This window comes from Sinomicrobium kalidii (assembly GCF_021183825.1).
Classification (GTDB): Bacteria; Bacteroidota; Bacteroidia; order Flavobacteriales; family Flavobacteriaceae; genus Sinomicrobium; species Sinomicrobium kalidii.
Genome location: NZ_CP089211.1, coordinates 2,050,280 through 2,070,036, shown reverse-complemented (window position 1 = coordinate 2,070,036; position 19,757 = coordinate 2,050,280). Strand labels below are relative to the sequence as shown.

Genomic DNA, 19,757 nt, shown 5'->3' with positions numbered 1-19,757 from the left:
TGTATATTTTTTAATAGAATGTCCGCATTTAGTCATAATGGCCTGTCAGGTCGAAGGACTCGACCTGACAGTAAACATTGCTCCATGACTAATTACGGATAATCATAATTTTTCATCAAAAATAAAATTTAATAGCCAATATGGCACATGTATTTTCAGGGAAGCCTGTAAAATTCCTGCCCGGTTACGGAAACGGGGGTGAATAAAATTGAAGATCGTAGATTTTTTATTAATCTCTTACGCCGTGTATTGCTGCAAAGCCCCGGTAAATTCCAAAGTCACAAAAAGTGAGGCTAATGCTCCGGAGAATGCCCCTCATACATGGAGGGACTTGATGTCCCGGCCTGTCATTGACGTGTAACAGGCGGCGAAGTCAGCGCCATTCGCAGCGCCTTAAATACTTCGTAGAGCAGGGCTTTTCTTCTATCTGCAGATATTCCCGGAGCGATTATTTATATTGGCTGTTAGCGGTAGTGCTTTTTAATCTTTATTCAGTGTCTCTTTTAAATCTTTCGAATGCTTCGGGTGTGTGAGGGGTAAAAAAATTGACTAAATTTCCATCAGGATCCCTGAATAAAAGCGACCTGTTTCCCCAAGGCATTGTGGTTGGTTCTTGTACAAGGTGAGGACCGATTAATTCCCCTAACCTGGCATAGTCATCATCTACACTTTTTGATAAGAATTCAATAATCGCCGTACGATTTTGAGCTGCTTTTGCTACATCATCACCGCCAAATAGCTGTAAGGTTTTGGTACTGCCAAATGCCAATGTTGCCGTTTCAGTTTTCAATTCGGCAAATTCTTCAGTGTATCGTATTGCTTTTAATCCGGTTATTTTTTCGTAAAAACCAGCTAACTTTTCTACATCTGTCGTAATAATTCTAATAGAAAGAAGATTCATAATAATACTATTTAAAACTGTTTATGCAAAAGTAGCAGGGGGCTATGACAAGGGTGTGTCAGGGGGGGGTAAAGTTTTTTTCTTTTTTCCAAAAATTCCGCAAGAGTCAGTTTGTGGGGTTCAAAACTCAATTCAAGGAGTCTGTTTGTCGGTTAAATACTGTCGCCTGAAAAGCAAAAGCCACAGATAATTTGTGTCTGTGGCTTTTGTCTAAACGATTCTTGTTGCTGAGTTATTTCATTGCGTAGCCGATATAACCACCGTCCACCAATAATTCTGTTCCTGTAATAAAACTTGCGTTGTCGGAAGTCAGGAACAACACCGCTTTTGCAATTTCATCAGGATTTCCCAGCCTTTGCAAAGCCGTAGTTGTAGCAAATTGTTTTTTAACTTCATCATCAGGAATGGCTTTGTCAAGACCTTCGGTTTGTGTTGGTCCGGGACTTACGATGTTCACCCTGATTTTTCTGTCTGCCAATTCGTTTGCAGCAACCTGGGCAATTTTATTTACAGCCCCTTTGGTTGCAGAATATACACTTCCATACATTTGGGATGTTGTTGCAACAGTTGATGAAGTGAACAGTACCGATGCCTCGTTTGCCAAATGAGGAATAAGTTTTTGCAATGTGAAGAAATAACCTTTTACATTCGTGTTGAATTGTGCGTCAAAGTCTACTTCTGTTACTTGCTCAATTGGTGTAAACAAGGCAATTCCTGCGTTTAGAAAAAGAATGTCCACTTTGTTTCCGCTTTCTGCAACTGCTTTTTCCAAAACTGCAATGCCTGCCAAATCTGAAGTGTCCGAAACGACCGTTTTTAATTTCGGACTGTTGATTTTTGCCGCTGCTTTTTGCAGGTTTTCGGCACTTCTGCTTGTTATCCAAACGCTTGCTCCTGCGTTGATAAATGCTTTTGCGGTTGCAAATCCGATTCCTGTGCTACCACCTGTAATGACTACATTTTTGTTTGTAAAATCCATTTTTGAAAATTTCTTTTTTGTTTAGTGGTTCAAAGGTAATTGTAGAAAGTTATTTTTAGTAACTTTGTTCTTTAAAATAACGGTAACATCGGTGTAACGAAGTAACATTATGAAGTGTCAGACAAAAGATTTCGGGCAGGAACACAAGAAAGAAATGAGAGCCGTCCAGGATTCAATGGATGTGTTGAGTGGAAAATGGAAAATATCAATTATTTCGTCTATTTGCTTTTACAACAAAAGGCGATTTTCTGATATTTTGAATGATGTGGACGGAATTTCCAACAGAATGTTGAGCAAAGAACTAAAGGAACTTGAAATAAACAAGTTGATAAAACGAACCGTTTTAGACACGCAACCTGTAACTGTTCAGTATCAGCTTACTGAACACGGTTTAACGCTAAAAACGATAATTGACAACCTTACGGAATGGGGAATTGCACATCGAAAAAAGATCATCGAAAAATAGTTGTTGTCGGTAGGTCTGAACGGCTGCCTGTCGTGATCATTTTTTTCTAAAAATCAGCGAAGGGCGGTCTAACCGAAAAAGTTGATAGAAGAACCGCCTTTGAAGTTTAGCACAAAGGCGATGAATGTCAGTCGGAATTTTCAATGTTTTTTGGCCCGTTTCCGCTTTGCTTCAACGAGGACCGGCTGGGGAATAGACTGCGAAGTCAGCGCCATTCGCAGCGACTTCAGCATACATTTCGCAGCACGGGGTTTTATGGTAGTGTTGAAGTCGGATGCATAGTAAAATACCGGGAAAACCTTTACCCCATTCCTGACGGAAAAGAAAATAAACGAAACAGGAAGCCGTTAAAAATACATGCGTACAACTGTGAAACCTCTTTATAAAAAATACCGCTCAAAATTTTTACCACGCTTAGTTGTTTTTGGAATCGCACTTGTCCTTTCCGGTTTCACTACCAACAAGGCTCCCCAACAAAGCATTACCCTGGAGGTTACGGCCGTGGCCTATAATTCTGTTAACAGCCAAACCACAACAGGAAACCCTGCGTTAACCGCCTGGGGTGATAAGTTAAAGCCGGGGATGAAGGCGATTGCTGTTTCGCGTGATTTGATAAAGATGGGCCTCGACTACAACACAAAAGTTAAAATTGAAGGCCTGGACGGCGTTTATGTAGTGAAAGACAAGATGCACAAACGCTGGAAGAAAAAAATAGACATCTATATGGGGCAGGACGTAAAAGCCGCCCGCCGGTGGGGAAAGCGAAAGGTGACCATCACCTTTACCCCTGAGCATTAAGGGCAGGGTTGCCGGGGTGGGGAGGGGGCCCGGCTGGGCTGTAAACTTGCGGAACCGGGATATACTTCAGAGCGGGAGGGCTGTATAGTATGTGCAATTACCGGCCAATTATCCAGGTTCGTATTTTGTTCCTCTTCCTTTACTACCGGATTGTTTGAGAATACCTTTTTCTACCAGTGACTGAAGATCCCCTGTAGCCGTGGTCTTCCCCACATTATTTAGTTGTTGATAGGCGGAATTATTAATATTCACGTGATTAATGTTTAAACGCTATGAATCAAAAGCGTTTCAAAATTACAACCCTTGCTTGAGATGTCAAACAAGCTCCCCCCTTGAGAATCTCCTATGCATCTCATGCCTGCTCTGCACAGTTTGCAACTTCGAAGCCTAAAGTAGTTCACTTAAAAATTAAGAGTTGAATTACGGAAATCCGTAAGGAGATAATAACATGAATTATTATCTTGTAAACGTAAGAATAAACTTTTATATAATGTAAAATTTACTTTGTTATTGTGTTTTGTTTGTAATATTGATAACGGGTGATCCGAAGGTCATTTACCGGGTAAACATGCGGTGCGGGAGATTTTAAAACGCGGGGAAGTGGTTGTCTTTTAAAGAACGGAACCTTTATAACAACAATACTTTTTAAGTACATGATAAAAACTCCGAAGCTCGTTATGCTTAGACTTAGGACTTTAAGACACAGGACTAAGGTGTCCGACATCTTTTTCATCTGCATTTTAAAGTCTTATATCCTACGTCCTGCGGTCTTACCGCATAGCTGGTATTTTTTGTCCTGTACCCAACAATAATGTATAACCCTTAAAACCCAAATTTTATGTCTGAACAACCTATTTTCAGCGAAGGACAACACCCTTCTTCCGGAGCTGCCTTGTCTCCGGAAGACAAAGAAATCGAGGTGTTTAACAACACGGCCTGGAACGGTTACGATCCGCAGGCCACTCTTGTGTCACTGTTTAAACAACAGGTAGAATGTACCCCCGGCAACACCGGGATCAGCTTTCGGGATCAAAGCCTTACTTACAGGGAACTGGATGAAAAAAGCGACCGGCTTGCCGGTTGTTTAACGGCAAAAGGAGTGAAGCCCGGTCATCTTGTGCCGGTCTGGATGGATCGGTCTGCAGACTGGTTCGTAGCCATTCTCGGCATCCTGAAAACCGGGGCGGCCTATGTACCCGTTGATCCGCATTACCCCCCGAAGCGGGCCTTGTATATTATTGAAGATACGGGGGCGGGTATTGTTATTGCAGACCGTACATTAGGTGAACAACTGCCAAGGGAAATGGCTGCTGTGGTATGGTGTACGGACGATATCACTGCAGCCGCATCTTCCGCTTTTAGCCCGGTAAGTGTAACCCCGGATATGCTGGCCTATGTGATATACACCTCCGGGTCTACCGGCCAGCCCAAGGGGGTGATGGTCACACACCGGGCCATCCAGCACCTTATCACATGGCATAACCAACATTTTGAGGTGGATGAAACATGCCGGCTTACGCTGGTAGCGGGCCTTGCTTTTGACATCTCGGTCTGGGAGGTATGGTCGGCCCTGCTTTCGGGAGCCACGTTACATGTGGCCGGTAACAGTGAAAGGATCGACGTTAATGCCCTGTGGCAGTATTTCCTGGATAACAGGATCACACACGGCTTTGTTCCCCCGGTACTGGCACCGGCTATCGTGGAATGCAGCAAACGCGAAAACAGCCCGTCCCTGCGGTACCTGTTTACCGGCGGAGAGCAGCTCAAACCCGTGCTGACGTCGGGGCTTACCTATGAACTTATCGATTATTACGGCCCTACCGAGTGTACGGTGTTTGCCACATACCGCAGGGTAAGGGACGAAAACGGGGCGTTTGTGTCTTCCATCGGGAGGCCCATAGCCAATACCCGGGCCTATGTGCTGAATGAACAGCTTGAAATGTTACCCGTAGGCACTGTGGGCGAGTTGTGCATCAGCGGTATAGGGCTGTCTTCCGGTTACCTGAACAACAAGGAGCAGACCCGGGAGAAATTTACAGACCATCCTTTTCTGTCCGGTAAAAAACTCTATCGTACCGGCGACCTGGCCCGCTGGTTGCCGGAGGGCCGTATTCAATTCCTGGGAAGAAAAGACCATCAGTTAAAAATAAGGGGGTTTCGTGTGGAACCGGGAGAAATAGAACGGTGTCTGCTGGATATACCCGGTATTGAAAATGCGGTGGTCATGGCCAAGGAAAACAAAAGCAATAACAAATACCTGGTTGCATTTATTGCAGGGAGCGATGGGGCGTCATTGCCGGAACGGGAGCACATTCAGGCGGTATTGCGGGAAGAGCTTCCGGAATATATGGTCCCGGGCCATTTTATAACCGTAGACCGTATCCCCCTTACCGAAAACGGAAAAACAGACCGTAACCGCCTGCTCCGGCTTGCGGAGGAACAGTTGCAGGAAGTACACTTATCTGCCCCGCCTGCGAATGCTACCGAGCGTAGTATAGCCGGGGTGTGGTGTGAGGCCCTGGAACTCGCTGCCGTGAATGTCTCTGATAATTTCTTTGATATTGGCGGGGATTCCATACTGGTGGCCTTTGTGATCACGGAGATTGAAAAAAGGCTCGGCGTAAAGGCGTACGTCCGGGACATATACCAGCATCCCACCATCCGGGAACTGGCCGTAGTACTGGACCGGAGAAAGGAAGAAGCCTTGTTGCCCGAAGAAGACATGGAACCCTACGTTGAACTGCAACGCGATGTGTACCTGAACCCGGAAACGGTGATCTCCGGTGATTACGACAAAAAGAACCTGGCCGCCCAGCAATCGGTCTTGCTTACCGGGGCTACCGGCTTTGTGGGCATTCACCTTTTACAGGACCTGTTGAAGGGGCATCCTTCCGCAACGGTGTACTGCCTTGTTCGCGCCCATGACAAGGTACGTGCCATGGAAAAGATCATGCAGACCTTTTCCAGGTATAACATAGGAATAACACCGGAACAAAAAGAACGTATCATACCCGTCCCCGGTGATTTTTCCCGTAAAAAGCTGGGGTTTGACAAAGAAACCTACGATACCCTGAGCCGCACCGTCGATGTGATCTACCATTCCGGGAGTTCGGTAAACTTTATCGAGCCGTATTCCTATATGAAATCGCCCAATGTGGACGGGGTGCGCGAGATCATACACCTGGCGGCAACGCAAAAGACAAAATGCCTGGTATTGCTGTCTACCATTTCAATATACAGCTGGGGGCACGTGTTTACCGATAAGACCGTAATGAAGGAAAATGACGGTATTGCACAGAACCTGGAATCGGTGAGCCGGGATATTGGCTATGTACGGAGCAAATGGGTGATGGAAGCCATTGCCGACCTGGCCGCAAGTAAAGGCCTGCCGGTAATAACCCATAGACTGGGGTATGCCATGTGTAACAGCGAAACCGGGGCCTGCGCCCCGTATCAATGGTGGGCCGGGCTGGTAAAGACCTGCATTCAATCGGGGAACTATCCTGCGCTGGATGAACTCCGGGAAGGGCTCATTACCGTGGATTATATGACCAGAGCCATTGTACATATTTCCAAGAACCCGGAGGCCATAGGCAAAAAATTCAACCTGATCGCCCGGCCCGAAACCAACCTTACCCTGGAAGATTTCTTCCGGCGGCTTAAGGACTATTATGCCTTTGACCTGGAACCATTGCCTTATAAAGACTGGCGAAAACAATGGGAAAACGATGCTAACCACCCGCTTTACCCCCTTACCAGCCTGTTTAAGGACAATATGTACAAAGGCCTTTCAACCGTAGAACTCTACCAGCATACCTATATATGGGACTGCCAAAACGTGACGGATTTTCTGAAGGGGTCCGGGATAGAGGAACCCGTGTTTGACAGGCGTATACTGGATAAGTATTTGCAGTTTTTAAACCTGTATCCCGTAACTTCCGATTAAGGAAACTACTATACGGAATTTAAACAGACGGGTTTGACTTTTGTAAGTTGAACCCGTCTTTTTTGCCACAGATATACGGATGTTTTTGGTTGTAAAGTTACTTAGTTATTGGGGTACCGGGTTATTGAATGAGGGGGAGCTGATGAGTTATGGAGTTGTTTTTGCGACTGATGCACCGATCTTATTTATTGGCCGGGTTGTTGAGCTTTTTCAGGAAATAAGAAGGGTAAATCCCCGTTTGACGGTAAAATGCCCGGGTAAAGGATTGTGTAGTCCTGTATCCCGCTTCTTCTGCAATGGCTTCGATGGCATAGGTTCTTAGTCTTTCTTCTTCCTTGAGACGTTGTATGATGTGATTTGTACGCAGGTGATGCAGGTATTGACTGAAGTTCATACCCCGGGTAGTGTTGATCACCCGGGACAGGTAAGAGGAATTGGTATCCAGGTTTTTGGCGAGGGTTGTCAGGGTGATATCCGGGGTAGTATATTTTTTAGTTGCCTCCCATTTTTCCAGTTTTGTTTTAATAGTGGTAAATATATGTTCCGGAACGTAAGAATCCTGTTTGTTTTTGATCTTTGCTTCCGGGCATTTTTCCGGCTTTGTAGAATTTCCGGACAGGAGTTCCCGGTATCTTTTCAGATAAGTGTATTGTTTTTTATAGTAGTAAATCAGGAATACGGCCAACAGTATAATCGTACTAAAGAGCAGCCATTTGTAAAATACGTTTCTTTTGTGTTTTGTTTCCAGCTCTTTAAGAAGCGCTTCCTTTTTACGGACTAACCGGGGGGTATCGTATTTACGGGCAATCTCCCCGTCCATGGAACGCACTTCCAGCAGTTCTTTGTCCAGGTCCAGTATTTTGTTGATATAGATGAGCTGGCTGTCTTTTTTACTTTGCGTGTCGTAATGATCCACGAGGTACTCATAAGCCTCTCTTAGCTCCGGAAATCGATAATCTATTTTATTGGCCAGGGAATCGGTTTTCAGGAACACGGATAAAGCCTTTTTGTTTTGTCCCAGGGCCTCATAAGATTTTCCCTTGTAATAATGAGCCATAGCAATATTGTGCTCATTGGTAAGGTGGGGGGTCGCCTTGTTTAAGCTGTCCAAAGCGGCATGATAATTACCGTCGTAATATTCCAATGAGCCACTGCTTGATACTAATTCATAATATTGTACTGTATCTTTATATACTATACTTTTTGCAATTCCTTTTTGGAAGTACACTCTGGAAGAATCCATTTCTCTGATTTGTAGAAATAACAGGGATATGTTGTATATGGCGGACAAATAAACCGTATTGTAAACATTTTTATGATTTGAATGATCTTTATAAAGTTCTTTGTACTCCGGTTGGTATTCTATGGCTCTTAAATATTCTTTTGCCATAGATAATGCCCCATGATGGTCTCCTGCTCTATCTTTCAGAGCTATAATCATAGGGAGAATATAAGCCTGGTGTTTGAGATTTTTTCGTTCTACCGCATATTTATTACCTATTAGGTAATATTTTAATGCTTCTTTATACTCATCGAGTTGGTAAAACCAAAACCCTTTGGCGAGATATCCTGTTGCAGGATAGAACTTGTCATTGGCATTTTTTGTCAATGCGATTATAGTATCCGCGTATAACAATCCTCTCCGCGGACCAAAGGAAGTAGCGTATAAATAATATCCCTTAGCTATTCTAATGGAATCATTTTCCGCCCTGCCTTTTTCTATATAAGCATCGGCAATGGCTTCCGCTGTCAACGTATCCTTTGATAGCCAGGTATGGAATAATTCTTTGAGTTCATCATAGTTTTTACGGTATAATGTGTCATGTATATCCTCTTGGGCTTCCCCGTACAGACAAAAAAGTAAAATGACAAGAAGGAATGACGATTCAGGGCTCTTTATCTTCATTGGGTTTGGATTATTTCATGGCAGTTTTCAAAGCCAAGAAAACCGTAATAATTAGTTGTATAAAACTCCGACATAAACAGGGGCTATAAAATTAATTTTTTTTTAACAATTAAGCTGTCTTACTCTCAGAATTTGAGAGAGGAAGGTTGTAAGTTAGCCTTGTAAAACAAAATGATGTGCACACATTGTTTCGTAAGAAAAATAATTTAATTTTAAAAAATTTAAATTCGTTGCAAGTACAGGAACTGAAAAGGTAGAATTACAAGATACAGACAGAGGTAATACTGCTGAAGTGGCAGGACTTGGCATTGTATCTGGAGTACTAGGTGGTTATGCAGGTGCATTAGGAATGGCCTACGCGTATTATAATTATTTTAAAGATTAATTAAATTATGTCAAAATCAAAAAAACAGTTAACAACGAGCCTTTAGGTAAAATATTAGCGGTAGCTTGGTTAGTGGTTATCGCCATAGCTTTTATCCATGATCGCTCCGGAATACTTGATGGTATTGTAGATGCGCTTAATTAGTAGCGCCCTGTAGGTGGTTTTTACCTATCTTCTATAAAGTTGGCTTAATAATTATTCAGTACTACAAAAGGGTTTAGATTTTCACTTAAAAAATCTCGGGGCAAGCTCACGAGGTACTCAACGGAAGAAAGTTTATTGTGAGTTTAATGAAAAATCTTACGTCTTCAGGCTTTCCTTTATTTTAAACACAATTTTTCTTCATCAAAAGAATTTTGCAATTATGAAAAAGAAGAATTTCAGGTACATAATAGTAGCCATTGTATTTATAATTGCTCTGGCAATTTTTTCAGACTGGGAAAATTTTAAAGCAGGGTTAGTCGGTAACCCACCGATAGAGGCCGTTGAATAAAAGACTGTGTACTTGTTTGATCCACAATTTAGCTCAGTTTTTTACTTTTAGACAGTACGAAAACGGGAGAAGGCCTTTTCCGTATACTGCATGTTATGCCTTGTTTGCCAAAAGGACAAAGGGAAGTATACATAACATAGAGCTCATAAAATTGACTTATGAGGAGAGTTATACCATTGATGGCAGAAAATTATTACCAATAGGTTCGTTTAAGTGAGTGATGAACGGGTTTTTGGTCATTTTTGGGCAAGGACATATTCCCGTATGCAAACATCTCCTGGAATCCAATCCGGATTTTGAAGCGGAGGAAGTAAAAGATGTTTTTAAAGTGATTGTGTGGCGTGGGATTAAAGTATGTTAAATTTCTTTTTTGATAGATATGGAAGCCCGTCCCGACAAAATAATTTAAAAAATTGACTTAAATTGCCGGGGAAACACAAAAACATTATAGTGGATAATGAAAAAGATATACGTTCTCATAAATTTTTGCTTGTTCGGTTTTTTAATAAATTCATGCAGCACAAATGGCGATAATGCTTTGGATGACGAAGAGCCCCCGGAAGAGAGTCTGGAAATTTCAGTAACATCGGCTTCGCAGACTTATGAAATTGATAAGTCGATAGAATTTGTCATAACCTGTGAGGAAAATATGCGTTCCGTGGGTATAACCCGTTATACTATTTCCTCTTCCGGGGACACTTTGCCTTATACCAAAACACTTAGCGGTATGGATGATGCTCCCGATAATCTGGGCAAGGAAATATCGATATATACAGGCTTTATGTTTCCGGGAGAAAACAAGGTGGGGTTTACAGTAGAAAGTGTAGATGGGAAGTTTATAGAAAAGACATTGAATATAAATGTTGCAAAAGGGAGTGCCGTAAAGGTAAAATCTTTTGAGGTATTATCTTTTTACGGAAAAAAGGAAGTGTGGGATGCTGAAAGCCCGGAAAATGCACCCTATACACTGACCAATTTCTTGTCTCTGTTATCGAAGGATGCTTATTTAATATCTTTTGAAGGGCAGTCCTTACAAAGAAGTACAAATGAATGGCATAGGCCGGAAGAAAAAAAGAAAGGTGAGACGCTGTTCTGGGATCTGGAAGATAGAAACCTTTATATAGGAACATCTGCCCGGTTCAGTATTGACATTTCCGGATATGATACCGAAGGAATATCAAGATCACTTCTCGAATATTGGCCGTCTGAGGAATATTATACGTTTCAGGATTATGCCGAAACAAAACCGGACACGGTTAAAATCCGGGGTGATGGCGGTAATCTGGAAGTGATTTTTACTTTGGAGTGGTAACATAGGTTGGAATGTAATTTATAAAGGCTGCTCCAATATCAGGAGCTATTGGCCGGAAAAAGGAAAATATCAAATAGGTATAGTAAAACTGTTGAACGACCTCGAATACATATCCATACAAGACCTGGCAGCAGCCTTCCCGGAGCACTACCACGAAACTTTTTGTATCTCCCTGATCCGAAGCGGTACGGAGGCTATAAGGATGGATGGCAAAACCTTGTACGGAGAGGCGGGGAGTATTACCATAACCAATCCGTATGAAGTGCATGCCAATCCCCTGGCAGACCCGGGTATAAAGCTTGATTTCGACACGGTTTACATTCCGCAGGAGGTGATGAAATACCTTTTCGGCGGAAAAAATGTAACCTTTCATCAGCGAAAAATCGAAGACCGAAATACCGGAAAGTGGTTTGAAATACTCAAACAAAGCCTTGCGATACGGCATACCGAAAACATACGGGTAGCACTTAATGGTTTTGCAGATGCACTGTACCCTTTTGCCGTGGAAAAAGAAGGGGAGTATTCCGAACTGGCCCCGGCCAGCCTGAACGATGCCGTTGACTTTATTCATGCCAACATCACTGCCAACCTGAGCCTGGAAGAAATAGCGCGGGTAGTTAACTGTAACAAATACGGTTTTGCCAAAAAATTCCGGGTTTCAACGGGCATGTCTCCCATGCACTATGTGCTGATGAAAAAGATTTTTTCCGGAAAACAACAGATTACGGCACATTCCCGCCTTACACAAATTGCCTATGATTACGGGCTCACTTTTCCAGGACGTTTAAGCGTTTTGTGAGAATATCGCCCGTGGCCTATCAGCATACCCTTTTACCTTAGGAATAGAATTGCCAAGATTATACAAGTCCGTACGTTTTGCAACGGGTATTTTTGCCTGTATGGAAATAGAAACGATTTGCCTTTTGCCACGGATACACGAATATTTTTTGTGGCGTCCTTTGCGGGGTATGGCTTGGGTTCGAAAGCCCGGGCCATTGGTGAAAATGCAAATGTTTCGGAGAGCTATCCGGTCTGCGGGGTATGGAATAGTACCTTATTGGCCTGATGCCCATATAAATGAAAAGCGCATCCGTCAGGTAACAAGTAGTGTTCATCAAATTAAAAACAAACATGAAAAAATTAGTAATACTGCTGCTTTTGGCAGTAACATACGCTGTTTTTCCCCAGTCCGTAGACGATCCTTTCCCGAGGTCCAAAATGCGTAAAGACCTGGACATCTTTAAAAAGATCAGGATCAGTGCCAACTCCGGTTTGTATAAGTACAGGTCCGAAAAGGAAACAGATAGTATATACACCTGGGCGGAAGCGCAGGTGGGAAAGGCAGAAACCTACCGGGATTTTTACAATATCATCGTAAAGCTCACCGATTTCGAAGGCAGCCTGCACAGCGATACCTCCCTTCCGAAGAAATACCGTAAGTCACTGGCCGGGGAGCAAACCGGTTACTTTCCTTATCCGGTAAAATTTATAGAGGATTCCTGGATACTATATGGAGGGCAAAGAAATTCCGCTGGGCACCCGGATCGTATCGATCAACGGCAGGCCTATGGAAACGGTTATTTCTGCATTGTATAAATATTATACCACGGACGGGGTGAACATTACAGGAAAGGCTATCGGCATTAATTTCAGTTTTGCCCGGTACTACCGCCTGCATTACGGGTTGGAAAATACGTTTGAGGTGTGCTACATACCGCACGGCTCCCATAATGTACGGTGTAAAACCCTGGAAAGTGTAGGGTACAGGACGTATTACAAAAATGTAGAGAACAGGTACTCCCGTCCGTATGACGAGGGGGATTACAAAGGCTGGGAAGAAGAAGAGTCGTATACTTTTGAATATAGGGATGAGGCGGTAGCCGTGCTTACGGTAAATTCGTTCTCGCTGGGTAATGAGAACTCAGAGAAACACCGCAGATATACCCGCTTCCTGGACAGTGTTTTTACGGAACTGAAAACACGAAAAACAAAAAACCTGATCGTGGATGTAAGGCATAACGGCGGGGGAACAGATCCCAACGACCTTATAACCTATGCCTACCTGGCACAGCGGAATTTCCGGGAAAACAGACAAGCCTGGGTGAGTTTTAACAAGGTGCCTTATTTGCGGTATGCCTACAGCAAAATACCGTCTTTCCTGAGACCGTTAGGCGTGGGAAAATACAATAGAATGCTGCAGAAAGAATTTCCGATGGAAAAAGGAGGCAGGTTTTACCAGACGGAGACAAGTAAAGACCACAGGATTAGAACACCCGAAGAAAATGCCTTTACGGGAAATATTTATCTGTTAATAGGACCAAGAGTGGCATCGGCAGGGAGCCTGTTTGCCGCTATGGTGACCGGTAACCCGAACACAGTGACCGTAGGAGAAGAAACCATGGGAGGCTACTATGGCCATAACGGGCATACGCCCTGGGGATATATACTGCCAAAATCCGGACTGGAAACCTTTTTCTCTATTGTCAACCTGGAACAGGATGTGCCGGAAAAGGATAACCAGGTGTACAACAGGGGTATTCTCCCAGACTATACGGTAAAGCAGTACTTCAATGATTACCTGGAACACAGGGATACCCAGATGGAATTTGTCATCAAACTTATAGAAAAAGACAAATAAAACCGGTTTTCATCTAACGGGAGTAGCAGCTAATTACCTATAAAATAACAAAATATTGTTTGGCCTGTTACGGAAATCCGTAAGGAATTCTAAGAATATGTATCTAATTTTATAAGATGATTAGTACGACATAGCGTTGTTCCCGGGTAAACAACCGTCACTGCTCACCGTGTGATGTTCCCCGGGAGTTGTTACAAAATTTATCCGGGCTTTCAGATTGAATAGTACGGAAAATCATATGCCCTCAAAAATCATGAACCCATGTATGAACCTAAAAATAAACAAACTATGGAACGCAAACTAAACATGCCGCGTTTAAGGTATCCCTGGCCTCATGTTCCTCCGGCTCATCCGGAATATTTTACCGAAGAAGAGCGGCAGTGGCTGGATGAAGATTATACGACTTTTATGACGAAAGAAGCCGTGGAAAAGATCAAGGGGCACAACCTGGCCAACGGGGCTTCCTGGATGTCGCCTACGACGACGAATGTCGATCACCTGAGACCTATTGCCCGTTTTTTCCTGTGGCTTGCATTGTATGATGATTATTACGAGCGCTGGCCGGTAGATAAAATAGCTGTCGAAAGGGATCGCATTATAGAAGTGATACTGGGTAAAGAACCCGGGCCCACCGATACCGGGCTGTATCGGCAGATTGCCAAATGCAGGGACGAATTCCTTGCCTATATGCCCTATGAATGGATCGAACGCCTGGCCGAACATATGTATCGCTATACCACCTATGGTATCATAGAAGAAACGCCTTATCGTCTTGAAGGCCGCTATCCCAGCTTATTGCGATTGTCATTTCTGAGGGAGTACACTATTGCCATGTATCCGTACGGAGATATGATAGAAGCCGGCATAAACTATATGCTGCCGAAAGATATTGCCGGGCATCCCATGATCATGCGGCTGCGGACATTATTGTGCAGGATCATGTCCATACAGAACGACTGGTACACCCTGGAAAAGGAGATCGCTGATAGTGAATTTGAGGTTTGCAATATCATTCTTGCATTGCAACACCACCATAAGATATCCCTGGATGAAGCCATACAGGAGGCAGAACGCATTCACGATTCCTATGTGGAGGAAATGGACGCCATACAAAAGGATTTGCCCGATTTCGGTGAAGATCAGAAGGAAGTGGAGAACTACGTCTACCACATATTGCTCAACATCACAGGACTGGATGACTGGTATAATGGTGACACTGTTCGGTATATACCTTCCGAATTTCCAAAGCATACCTATCCTGAAACCACTGGACAGTGATCTATGTTTATGCAGAAGGAAATGGCAATAAAAGAAAAACACTTCTTGTCAAAAGAACGCCATTAAACCGATCTGTCTCATAAATTTCCGGAAGAAGTAAAGAAGAAGGTGTCTGAAAAGCGGCTTATTTTCTGTTTCTGTTAGCTCAGGCGCAATCGAAGTGTCGAAAGGCTCGAAATAACGGTTTAAACTATGTTTCCGATACCTGCTTTAAAGTTTTCCGCTTTGTGAAATCCTTTTGTGTAGGCTCCGTATAAATGCAATGAATGCAGGCTGTTTATTACACAGAGCGCCACGGAGAACACATCGGGAAGCACAAGGGCAGGACTTTTTTGAAATGCCTGCTTGTTATGTAAAACATTTGATTTTCAGTATGTTGATCGTTATCTGAATAATATTGATAACGCAATAAAGTTATTTCCGATCCTTACTGCTCGTTTCGCCGGTATTTTATGCTGCCGGGAGCTGTTGCCCTGATTTTCCGTTAAACCTGTCCCAATTCATCGTATTATGAACGTCAAGAAAATTCTTCAGACCGAGTTCCGCTATCCCTTTCCCTGTTTTAAAAACCCTTATGCAGACACCCTGCAACACATTACGGATAACGAATGGATAGACGGAACATATCTTTACCTCTACAAAGAGGATGAAACCATCCGGAAAAAATACAAAAAGACCCGGACGGCACACATTGCTTCACACTGGTTCCCCACGGCAAGGCAGGAGCGCTTTCGTGCTGTATGCCTGTTGATGCTCTGGACCCTGTATAACGACGATATGTACGAGGAGATCACCCCCGAAGTGCTCCCTTTCGTACGCGATCGTTCCCTGGCCGTGCTGAGCGGGGAAGCAGCGGGTGAAACTTCCGGAATACCGCTGGGCCCCTTACTGGCCTCCCTGCGGGAAGAACTTTTACAGCATATTTCTCCGGCTTCTTACAAGCGTTTCGTCGCCATGATAGCACGCTATTTCAACGGCCTGGAAAAGGAGCTGGTCTACAAGGCCGATCACCGGTACCCGGATATCGGGGAGTGCCTGGCCATACGGGAAGATTCCCTCTGCCTGTATCCCTTTCTGCAACTCACGGAGATCGATACCGGGATCGCCCTGCCCGATGAGATCCATGAACACCAGGTGATAAAACGCTTACAGGCCCTGGCCAGCCGGATGATGCTTTTGTATAACGACGTGCAGTCCCTGGTCAAGGACGAGCTTACCGGAGGGGTGTACTACAACCTGGTAAAAGTCATAGAGAACAAAAAGAATATATCGCTGGAGGCGGCCTGTGCCGAAGATATCCGTATGCATAACGAAGACCTGAAGGAATTTTTGATGCTCCAGCGGAACCTTCCCGATTTCGGAGAGTGGCAGGGTGCTGTAGTGAACTGGGTACACTATATCAGTATCACCCTGAGCGGCTGGAAAACGGTGTCCTTTGACCTGGCCCGGTACAATACTACAACGGGATTTCCCTCGGTGGAAAGTATTAAAACAAGGGCCTGAACCTCAAAAGGGAATGCCAGTGAAAATCATAACCCGGAGAATTTCCTGCTGCCATCCGGCTGAAACAGCTGCCGGAGCGACTGCTCCTTTATTTCAACTGTATGGGAACCATGTTGCATGGGGGGAATTCCTTTTACTGCAGGGATGCCATCTTCCGGTAGGCAAAGGATTTTCCAGGCCCGAAGTCGGTAAGGAAAAGAGATGAATCCGAACCGTGAGTACACGACAAAATTTGTTTTGGGTAAAAGACGGATACAGATCGGAATTAAGCTCTATTAAAATCAACTTCCCGATACCACCGGACTCAATCTATGATCAATCTCCCGTCAATCTTGTCATTCAATCTCATAAAACACCGCCATCAACGCCTGCCGGATACGAAGGGTATACAAAGCCCTGTTTTTACGGGTGGGATAAACCCTGTTCGAAAGAAAGATAAAAACCAGTTCTTCGTCCGGGTCGGCCCAGACATAGGTGCCCGTAAACCCGCCGTGACCAAAGCTGTTCATACTGGCCTGCGGGGCGGGTAAAGCTTCGCTGAGGTCGAGCTCCCGGTTGTTCAGCAGGGGTTTGTCAAAACCGAGGCCCCGCTTGTTGTCGTTTTCCGGGTATTGCACTTTTGTAAATTCTTTTAAGGTGGCCTCGCTGATATAGCGTTTTCCATTGTATATCCCCATGTTCATATATAGCTGCATGAGCTTGGCCAGATCTTCTGCCGTGCCGAACAGGCCTGCATTGCCCGATACGCCGCCCATAAGGCTCGCGTTTTCGTCGTGCACCCAGCCCCGTACAAAACGGTGGCGGTAGAGCGTGTCCTTTTCCGTAGGCACGATCCTGTTTTTCGGAAAACCGTGCAACTGCGGGGTGAACGTCAGGGTGTTTGCGCCCAGGGGCCTGTAAAAATGATCGGTGACATAATCTTCGAACTTTTCCCCGCTAAGGTCCTCCACAATTTCGGAGAACAGCAGGAAAGGGAGTCCCGAATACTTGTATTTTTTCACTTCCGAGACTTCCGAACGGTTGATCTTCCGGTACATCTTCCGGATAAAACGGCGGTTGACGTACAGCCCGTCATAAGCCGGGAGGGAAAACCTCCGGGAGGGTTTTTGCCGGACAAAACGACGTTTGAACCTGCCGTTCTTTTTCAGTACGTCGTTTACGAATGTGATATAAGGCTCCAGGCCGGCCTGGTGTGCCAGGATCTCCCGTACGGTAAGTTCCTTTTTATCTTTCCGGCGGCGCCACGGTTTCCAGTAGGTACTGAATTTTTCATCGAGCCGTATTTTTCCCTCGTCCACCAGCTTCATAACCGCCGGGAGTGCAGCGGTGATCTTGGTCACCGAAGCGAGGTCGTACAGGTCGCCCTTCTTCGTTTTTACGAGACTGTCATAAGTGTGATACCCGTAGGAGCGGTGGAAGATCACCTCACCCAACCGGGCCACGAGCAGTTCTGCCCCGGGAAACGCATGGGCACGGATACCCGATGTGATGATGGAATCGACTTTCCGGTTCATCTTTTCCGGAGTGTTAATCCCGGTGTCCGGCGGGTCCGGGATTTCCTGGAAGGCAGTGGCAGAAACCCATTGCAGGGAGAATAAGACGAGGGAAAAAAGAAACTTAGGCAGCATTTTATACGTGAGTTATAGTAAAGCCGAAGTTACAAAAAAACCGCTATAGGGAGGAGGTTGGTTATTGAGTTACTCGGTTAATGGGGATTTAGTCGGGGAGTTGTGGAGTTAATGAGTTTTGGAGTTGTTTTTTGCCACGGATACACGGATGTTTTTTGGGTGGTATACCGGTTCCTTCCTCCCGATAGTTATCGGGATGACGAAGGCGCCGTAGTGAGCTTAGTCGAAGTGGAGGTGGCACGACTTCAGTCGTGACGGAGTTAGACAGCCTGGACCATAGGGAATGCCTAAAAGTTCAAGGCGAATTCCCGGGGGCCTGGCCCGGGCAACCCCCTCATCCCGCTTGCGGGACTGATGCACTGGTGCTCGTTTGTAACGAGTACCACCACAGTCACAAATCAATTTACCGCGAAGAAGCGGCATTCCATCCCGGCAAATCCCTAAAATATGCTATCTTTAGCCCCTCGGAAACCCGGGGCCTGCCTGTGTAAATACGGATGGGCCCTCCGCAGAATAAAAACAACCATGGATAGAATACTCATCACCGGGGCGGCCGGGTTCATCGGATCGCATTTGTGTGACCGTTTTGTGAACGAAGGTTTTCACGTTATCGGTATGGACAACCTGATTACGGGCGACCTCCGGAATATCGAACACCTGCTCCCCCGGGAAAACTTCGAATTTCACCATCACGACGTCACCAAGTTTGTTCACATTTCCGGAACGCTGGATTACGTGCTGCACTTTGCCTCCCCGGCCAGCCCCATCGACTACCTCAAGATCCCCATTCAAACGCTCAAAGTGAGTTCGCTGGGGACACACAATCTTTTAGGACTGGCCAAGGACAAAAAGGCACGGATATTGATAGCTTCCACTTCCGAGGTCTACGGGGACCCCCTGGTACATCCGCAGGGCGAAGATTACTATGGCAATGTCAATACCATAAGCCCCAGGGGGGTGTATGACGAGGCCAAACGGTTCCAGGAGTCCATGACCATGGCCTATCACCGTTTTCACGGCCTGGAAACCCGGATAGCGCGGATATTCAATACTTACGGACCGCGTATGCGGCTCAATGACGGCAGGGTGATCCCGGCCTTTATCGGGCAGGCGCTCCGGGGAGAAGACCTTACGGTATTCGGCGATGGTTCGCAGACCCGTTCGTTCTGTTACATTGACGACCAGGTGGAAGGGATATACCGGTTGCTGTTCGGTGATTATACCGATCCTGTTAATATCGGGAATCCGGAAGAGATCAGTATAAAGGAATTTGCGGAAGAAGTGATCAGGCTCACCGGTACCGGTCAAAAGATCGTGTACAGACCTTTGCCCCAGGACGACCCCGTGCAACGACAACCGGACATCCGCCGGGCAAGGGAAATACTGGGCTGGGAACCGGAGGTGAACAGGGCCGAAGGGATGCGGAAAACCTATGATTATTTTAAATCCCTCCCCTCCGAAGAACTCAACAAAAAAGAACACAAGGATTTTTCTTCGCATATAAAACGGTAAGCCGTGCTCCGC

General features: G+C 45.1%; 16 protein-coding genes. 11 read left to right on the top strand and 5 right to left on the bottom strand.

Annotated features, from left to right (window positions below; translation table 11 throughout):
• Nucleotides 1-487 precede the first annotated feature (487 nt).
• Nucleotides 488-901, bottom strand: coding sequence for a VOC family protein (locus LS482_RS08245; protein WP_233031302.1), 414 nt, complete (start codon nt 899-901; stop codon nt 488-490).
• 232 nt (nt 902-1,133) lie between these two features.
• Nucleotides 1,134-1,880 carry an SDR family NAD(P)-dependent oxidoreductase gene (locus tag LS482_RS08240; RefSeq protein WP_233031301.1) on the bottom strand — a complete coding sequence of 249 codons (747 nt, stop codon included), beginning with the start codon at nt 1,878-1,880 and terminating at the stop codon, nt 1,134-1,136.
• 109 nt (nt 1,881-1,989) lie between these two features.
• Here LS482_RS08240 and LS482_RS08235 point away from each other — a divergent pair, with 109 nt between their 5' ends.
• Together LS482_RS08235 and LS482_RS08230 are read left to right on the top strand one after the other, a co-directional pair.
• A complete protein-coding gene (locus LS482_RS08235; RefSeq protein WP_233031300.1) occupies nt 1,990-2,346 on the top strand; it encodes a winged helix-turn-helix transcriptional regulator in 357 nt (118 codons plus the stop codon).
• A 429-nt stretch (nt 2,347-2,775) separates the two neighbouring features.
• Nucleotides 2,776-3,144, top strand: a complete 369-nt coding sequence (locus LS482_RS08230; RefSeq protein ID WP_233031809.1) for a 3D domain-containing protein — start codon at nt 2,776-2,778, stop codon at nt 3,142-3,144.
• 108 nt (nt 3,145-3,252) lie between these two features.
• Here the strand turns inward: LS482_RS08230 and LS482_RS08225 are convergent, their stop codons facing one another.
• Complete coding sequence (locus LS482_RS08225; protein WP_233031299.1) at nt 3,253-3,396, bottom strand: hypothetical protein; 144 nt, start codon at nt 3,394-3,396, stop codon at nt 3,253-3,255.
• Nucleotides 3,397-3,982: 586 nt separating this feature from the next.
• Here LS482_RS08225 and LS482_RS08220 point away from each other — a divergent pair.
• A complete protein-coding gene (locus LS482_RS08220) occupies nt 3,983-7,090 on the top strand; it encodes a non-ribosomal peptide synthetase family protein (protein WP_233031298.1) in 3,108 nt (1,035 codons plus the stop codon).
• A 181-nt stretch (nt 7,091-7,271) separates the two neighbouring features.
• Here the strand turns inward: LS482_RS08220 and LS482_RS08215 are convergent, their stop codons facing one another.
• Complete coding sequence (locus tag LS482_RS08215) at nt 7,272-8,996, bottom strand: helix-turn-helix domain-containing protein (protein WP_233031297.1); 1,725 nt, start codon at nt 8,994-8,996, stop codon at nt 7,272-7,274.
• 749 nt (nt 8,997-9,745) lie between these two features.
• Here LS482_RS08215 and LS482_RS21680 point away from each other — a divergent pair.
• The 7 genes from LS482_RS21680 (at nt 9,746) to LS482_RS08185 (ending at nt 16,605) form a co-directional block, all read left to right on the top strand.
• Nucleotides 9,746-9,874 (top strand): hypothetical protein, encoded by a 129-nt coding sequence (locus tag LS482_RS21680; protein ID WP_302849398.1) that lies wholly within the window; start codon nt 9,746-9,748, stop codon nt 9,872-9,874.
• A 457-nt stretch (nt 9,875-10,331) separates the two neighbouring features.
• Nucleotides 10,332-11,186: a hypothetical protein gene (locus LS482_RS08210; protein ID WP_233031296.1), complete on the top strand. Its 855-nt coding sequence runs from the start codon at nt 10,332-10,334 to the stop codon at nt 11,184-11,186.
• Nucleotides 11,187-11,277: 91 nt separating this feature from the next.
• The gene (locus LS482_RS08205; protein ID WP_233031295.1) at nt 11,278-11,985 is read left to right on the top strand and encodes an AraC family ligand binding domain-containing protein; all 708 of its coding nucleotides are present in this window, start codon (nt 11,278-11,280) and stop codon (nt 11,983-11,985) included.
• A gap of 332 nt (nt 11,986-12,317) precedes the next feature.
• Nucleotides 12,318-12,782 carry a hypothetical protein gene (locus LS482_RS08200; protein WP_233031294.1) on the top strand — a complete coding sequence of 155 codons (465 nt, stop codon included), beginning with the start codon at nt 12,318-12,320 and terminating at the stop codon, nt 12,780-12,782.
• On the top strand, nt 12,697-13,824 hold the full coding sequence (locus LS482_RS08195) for a S41 family peptidase (protein ID WP_233031293.1): 1,128 nt from the start codon (nt 12,697-12,699) through the stop codon (nt 13,822-13,824). Before LS482_RS08200 ends, LS482_RS08195 begins: the two co-directional genes overlap by 86 nt.
• Nucleotides 13,825-14,112: 288 nt before the next feature.
• A complete protein-coding gene (locus LS482_RS08190; protein ID WP_233031292.1) occupies nt 14,113-15,102 on the top strand; it encodes a terpene synthase family protein in 990 nt (329 codons plus the stop codon).
• A 510-nt stretch (nt 15,103-15,612) separates the two neighbouring features.
• Complete coding sequence (locus LS482_RS08185) at nt 15,613-16,605, top strand: terpene synthase family protein (protein ID WP_233031291.1); 993 nt, start codon at nt 15,613-15,615, stop codon at nt 16,603-16,605.
• A gap of 335 nt (nt 16,606-16,940) precedes the next feature.
• Here the strand turns inward: LS482_RS08185 and LS482_RS08180 are convergent, their stop codons facing one another.
• On the bottom strand, nt 16,941-18,233 hold the full coding sequence (locus LS482_RS08180) for a serine hydrolase domain-containing protein (RefSeq protein ID WP_233031290.1): 1,293 nt from the start codon (nt 18,231-18,233) through the stop codon (nt 16,941-16,943).
• A gap of 525 nt (nt 18,234-18,758) precedes the next feature.
• Here LS482_RS08180 and LS482_RS08175 point away from each other — a divergent pair.
• The gene (locus tag LS482_RS08175) at nt 18,759-19,745 is read left to right on the top strand and encodes a UDP-glucuronic acid decarboxylase family protein (RefSeq protein ID WP_233031289.1); all 987 of its coding nucleotides are present in this window, start codon (nt 18,759-18,761) and stop codon (nt 19,743-19,745) included.
• The last annotated feature ends 12 nt before the right edge of the window (nt 19,746-19,757 follow it).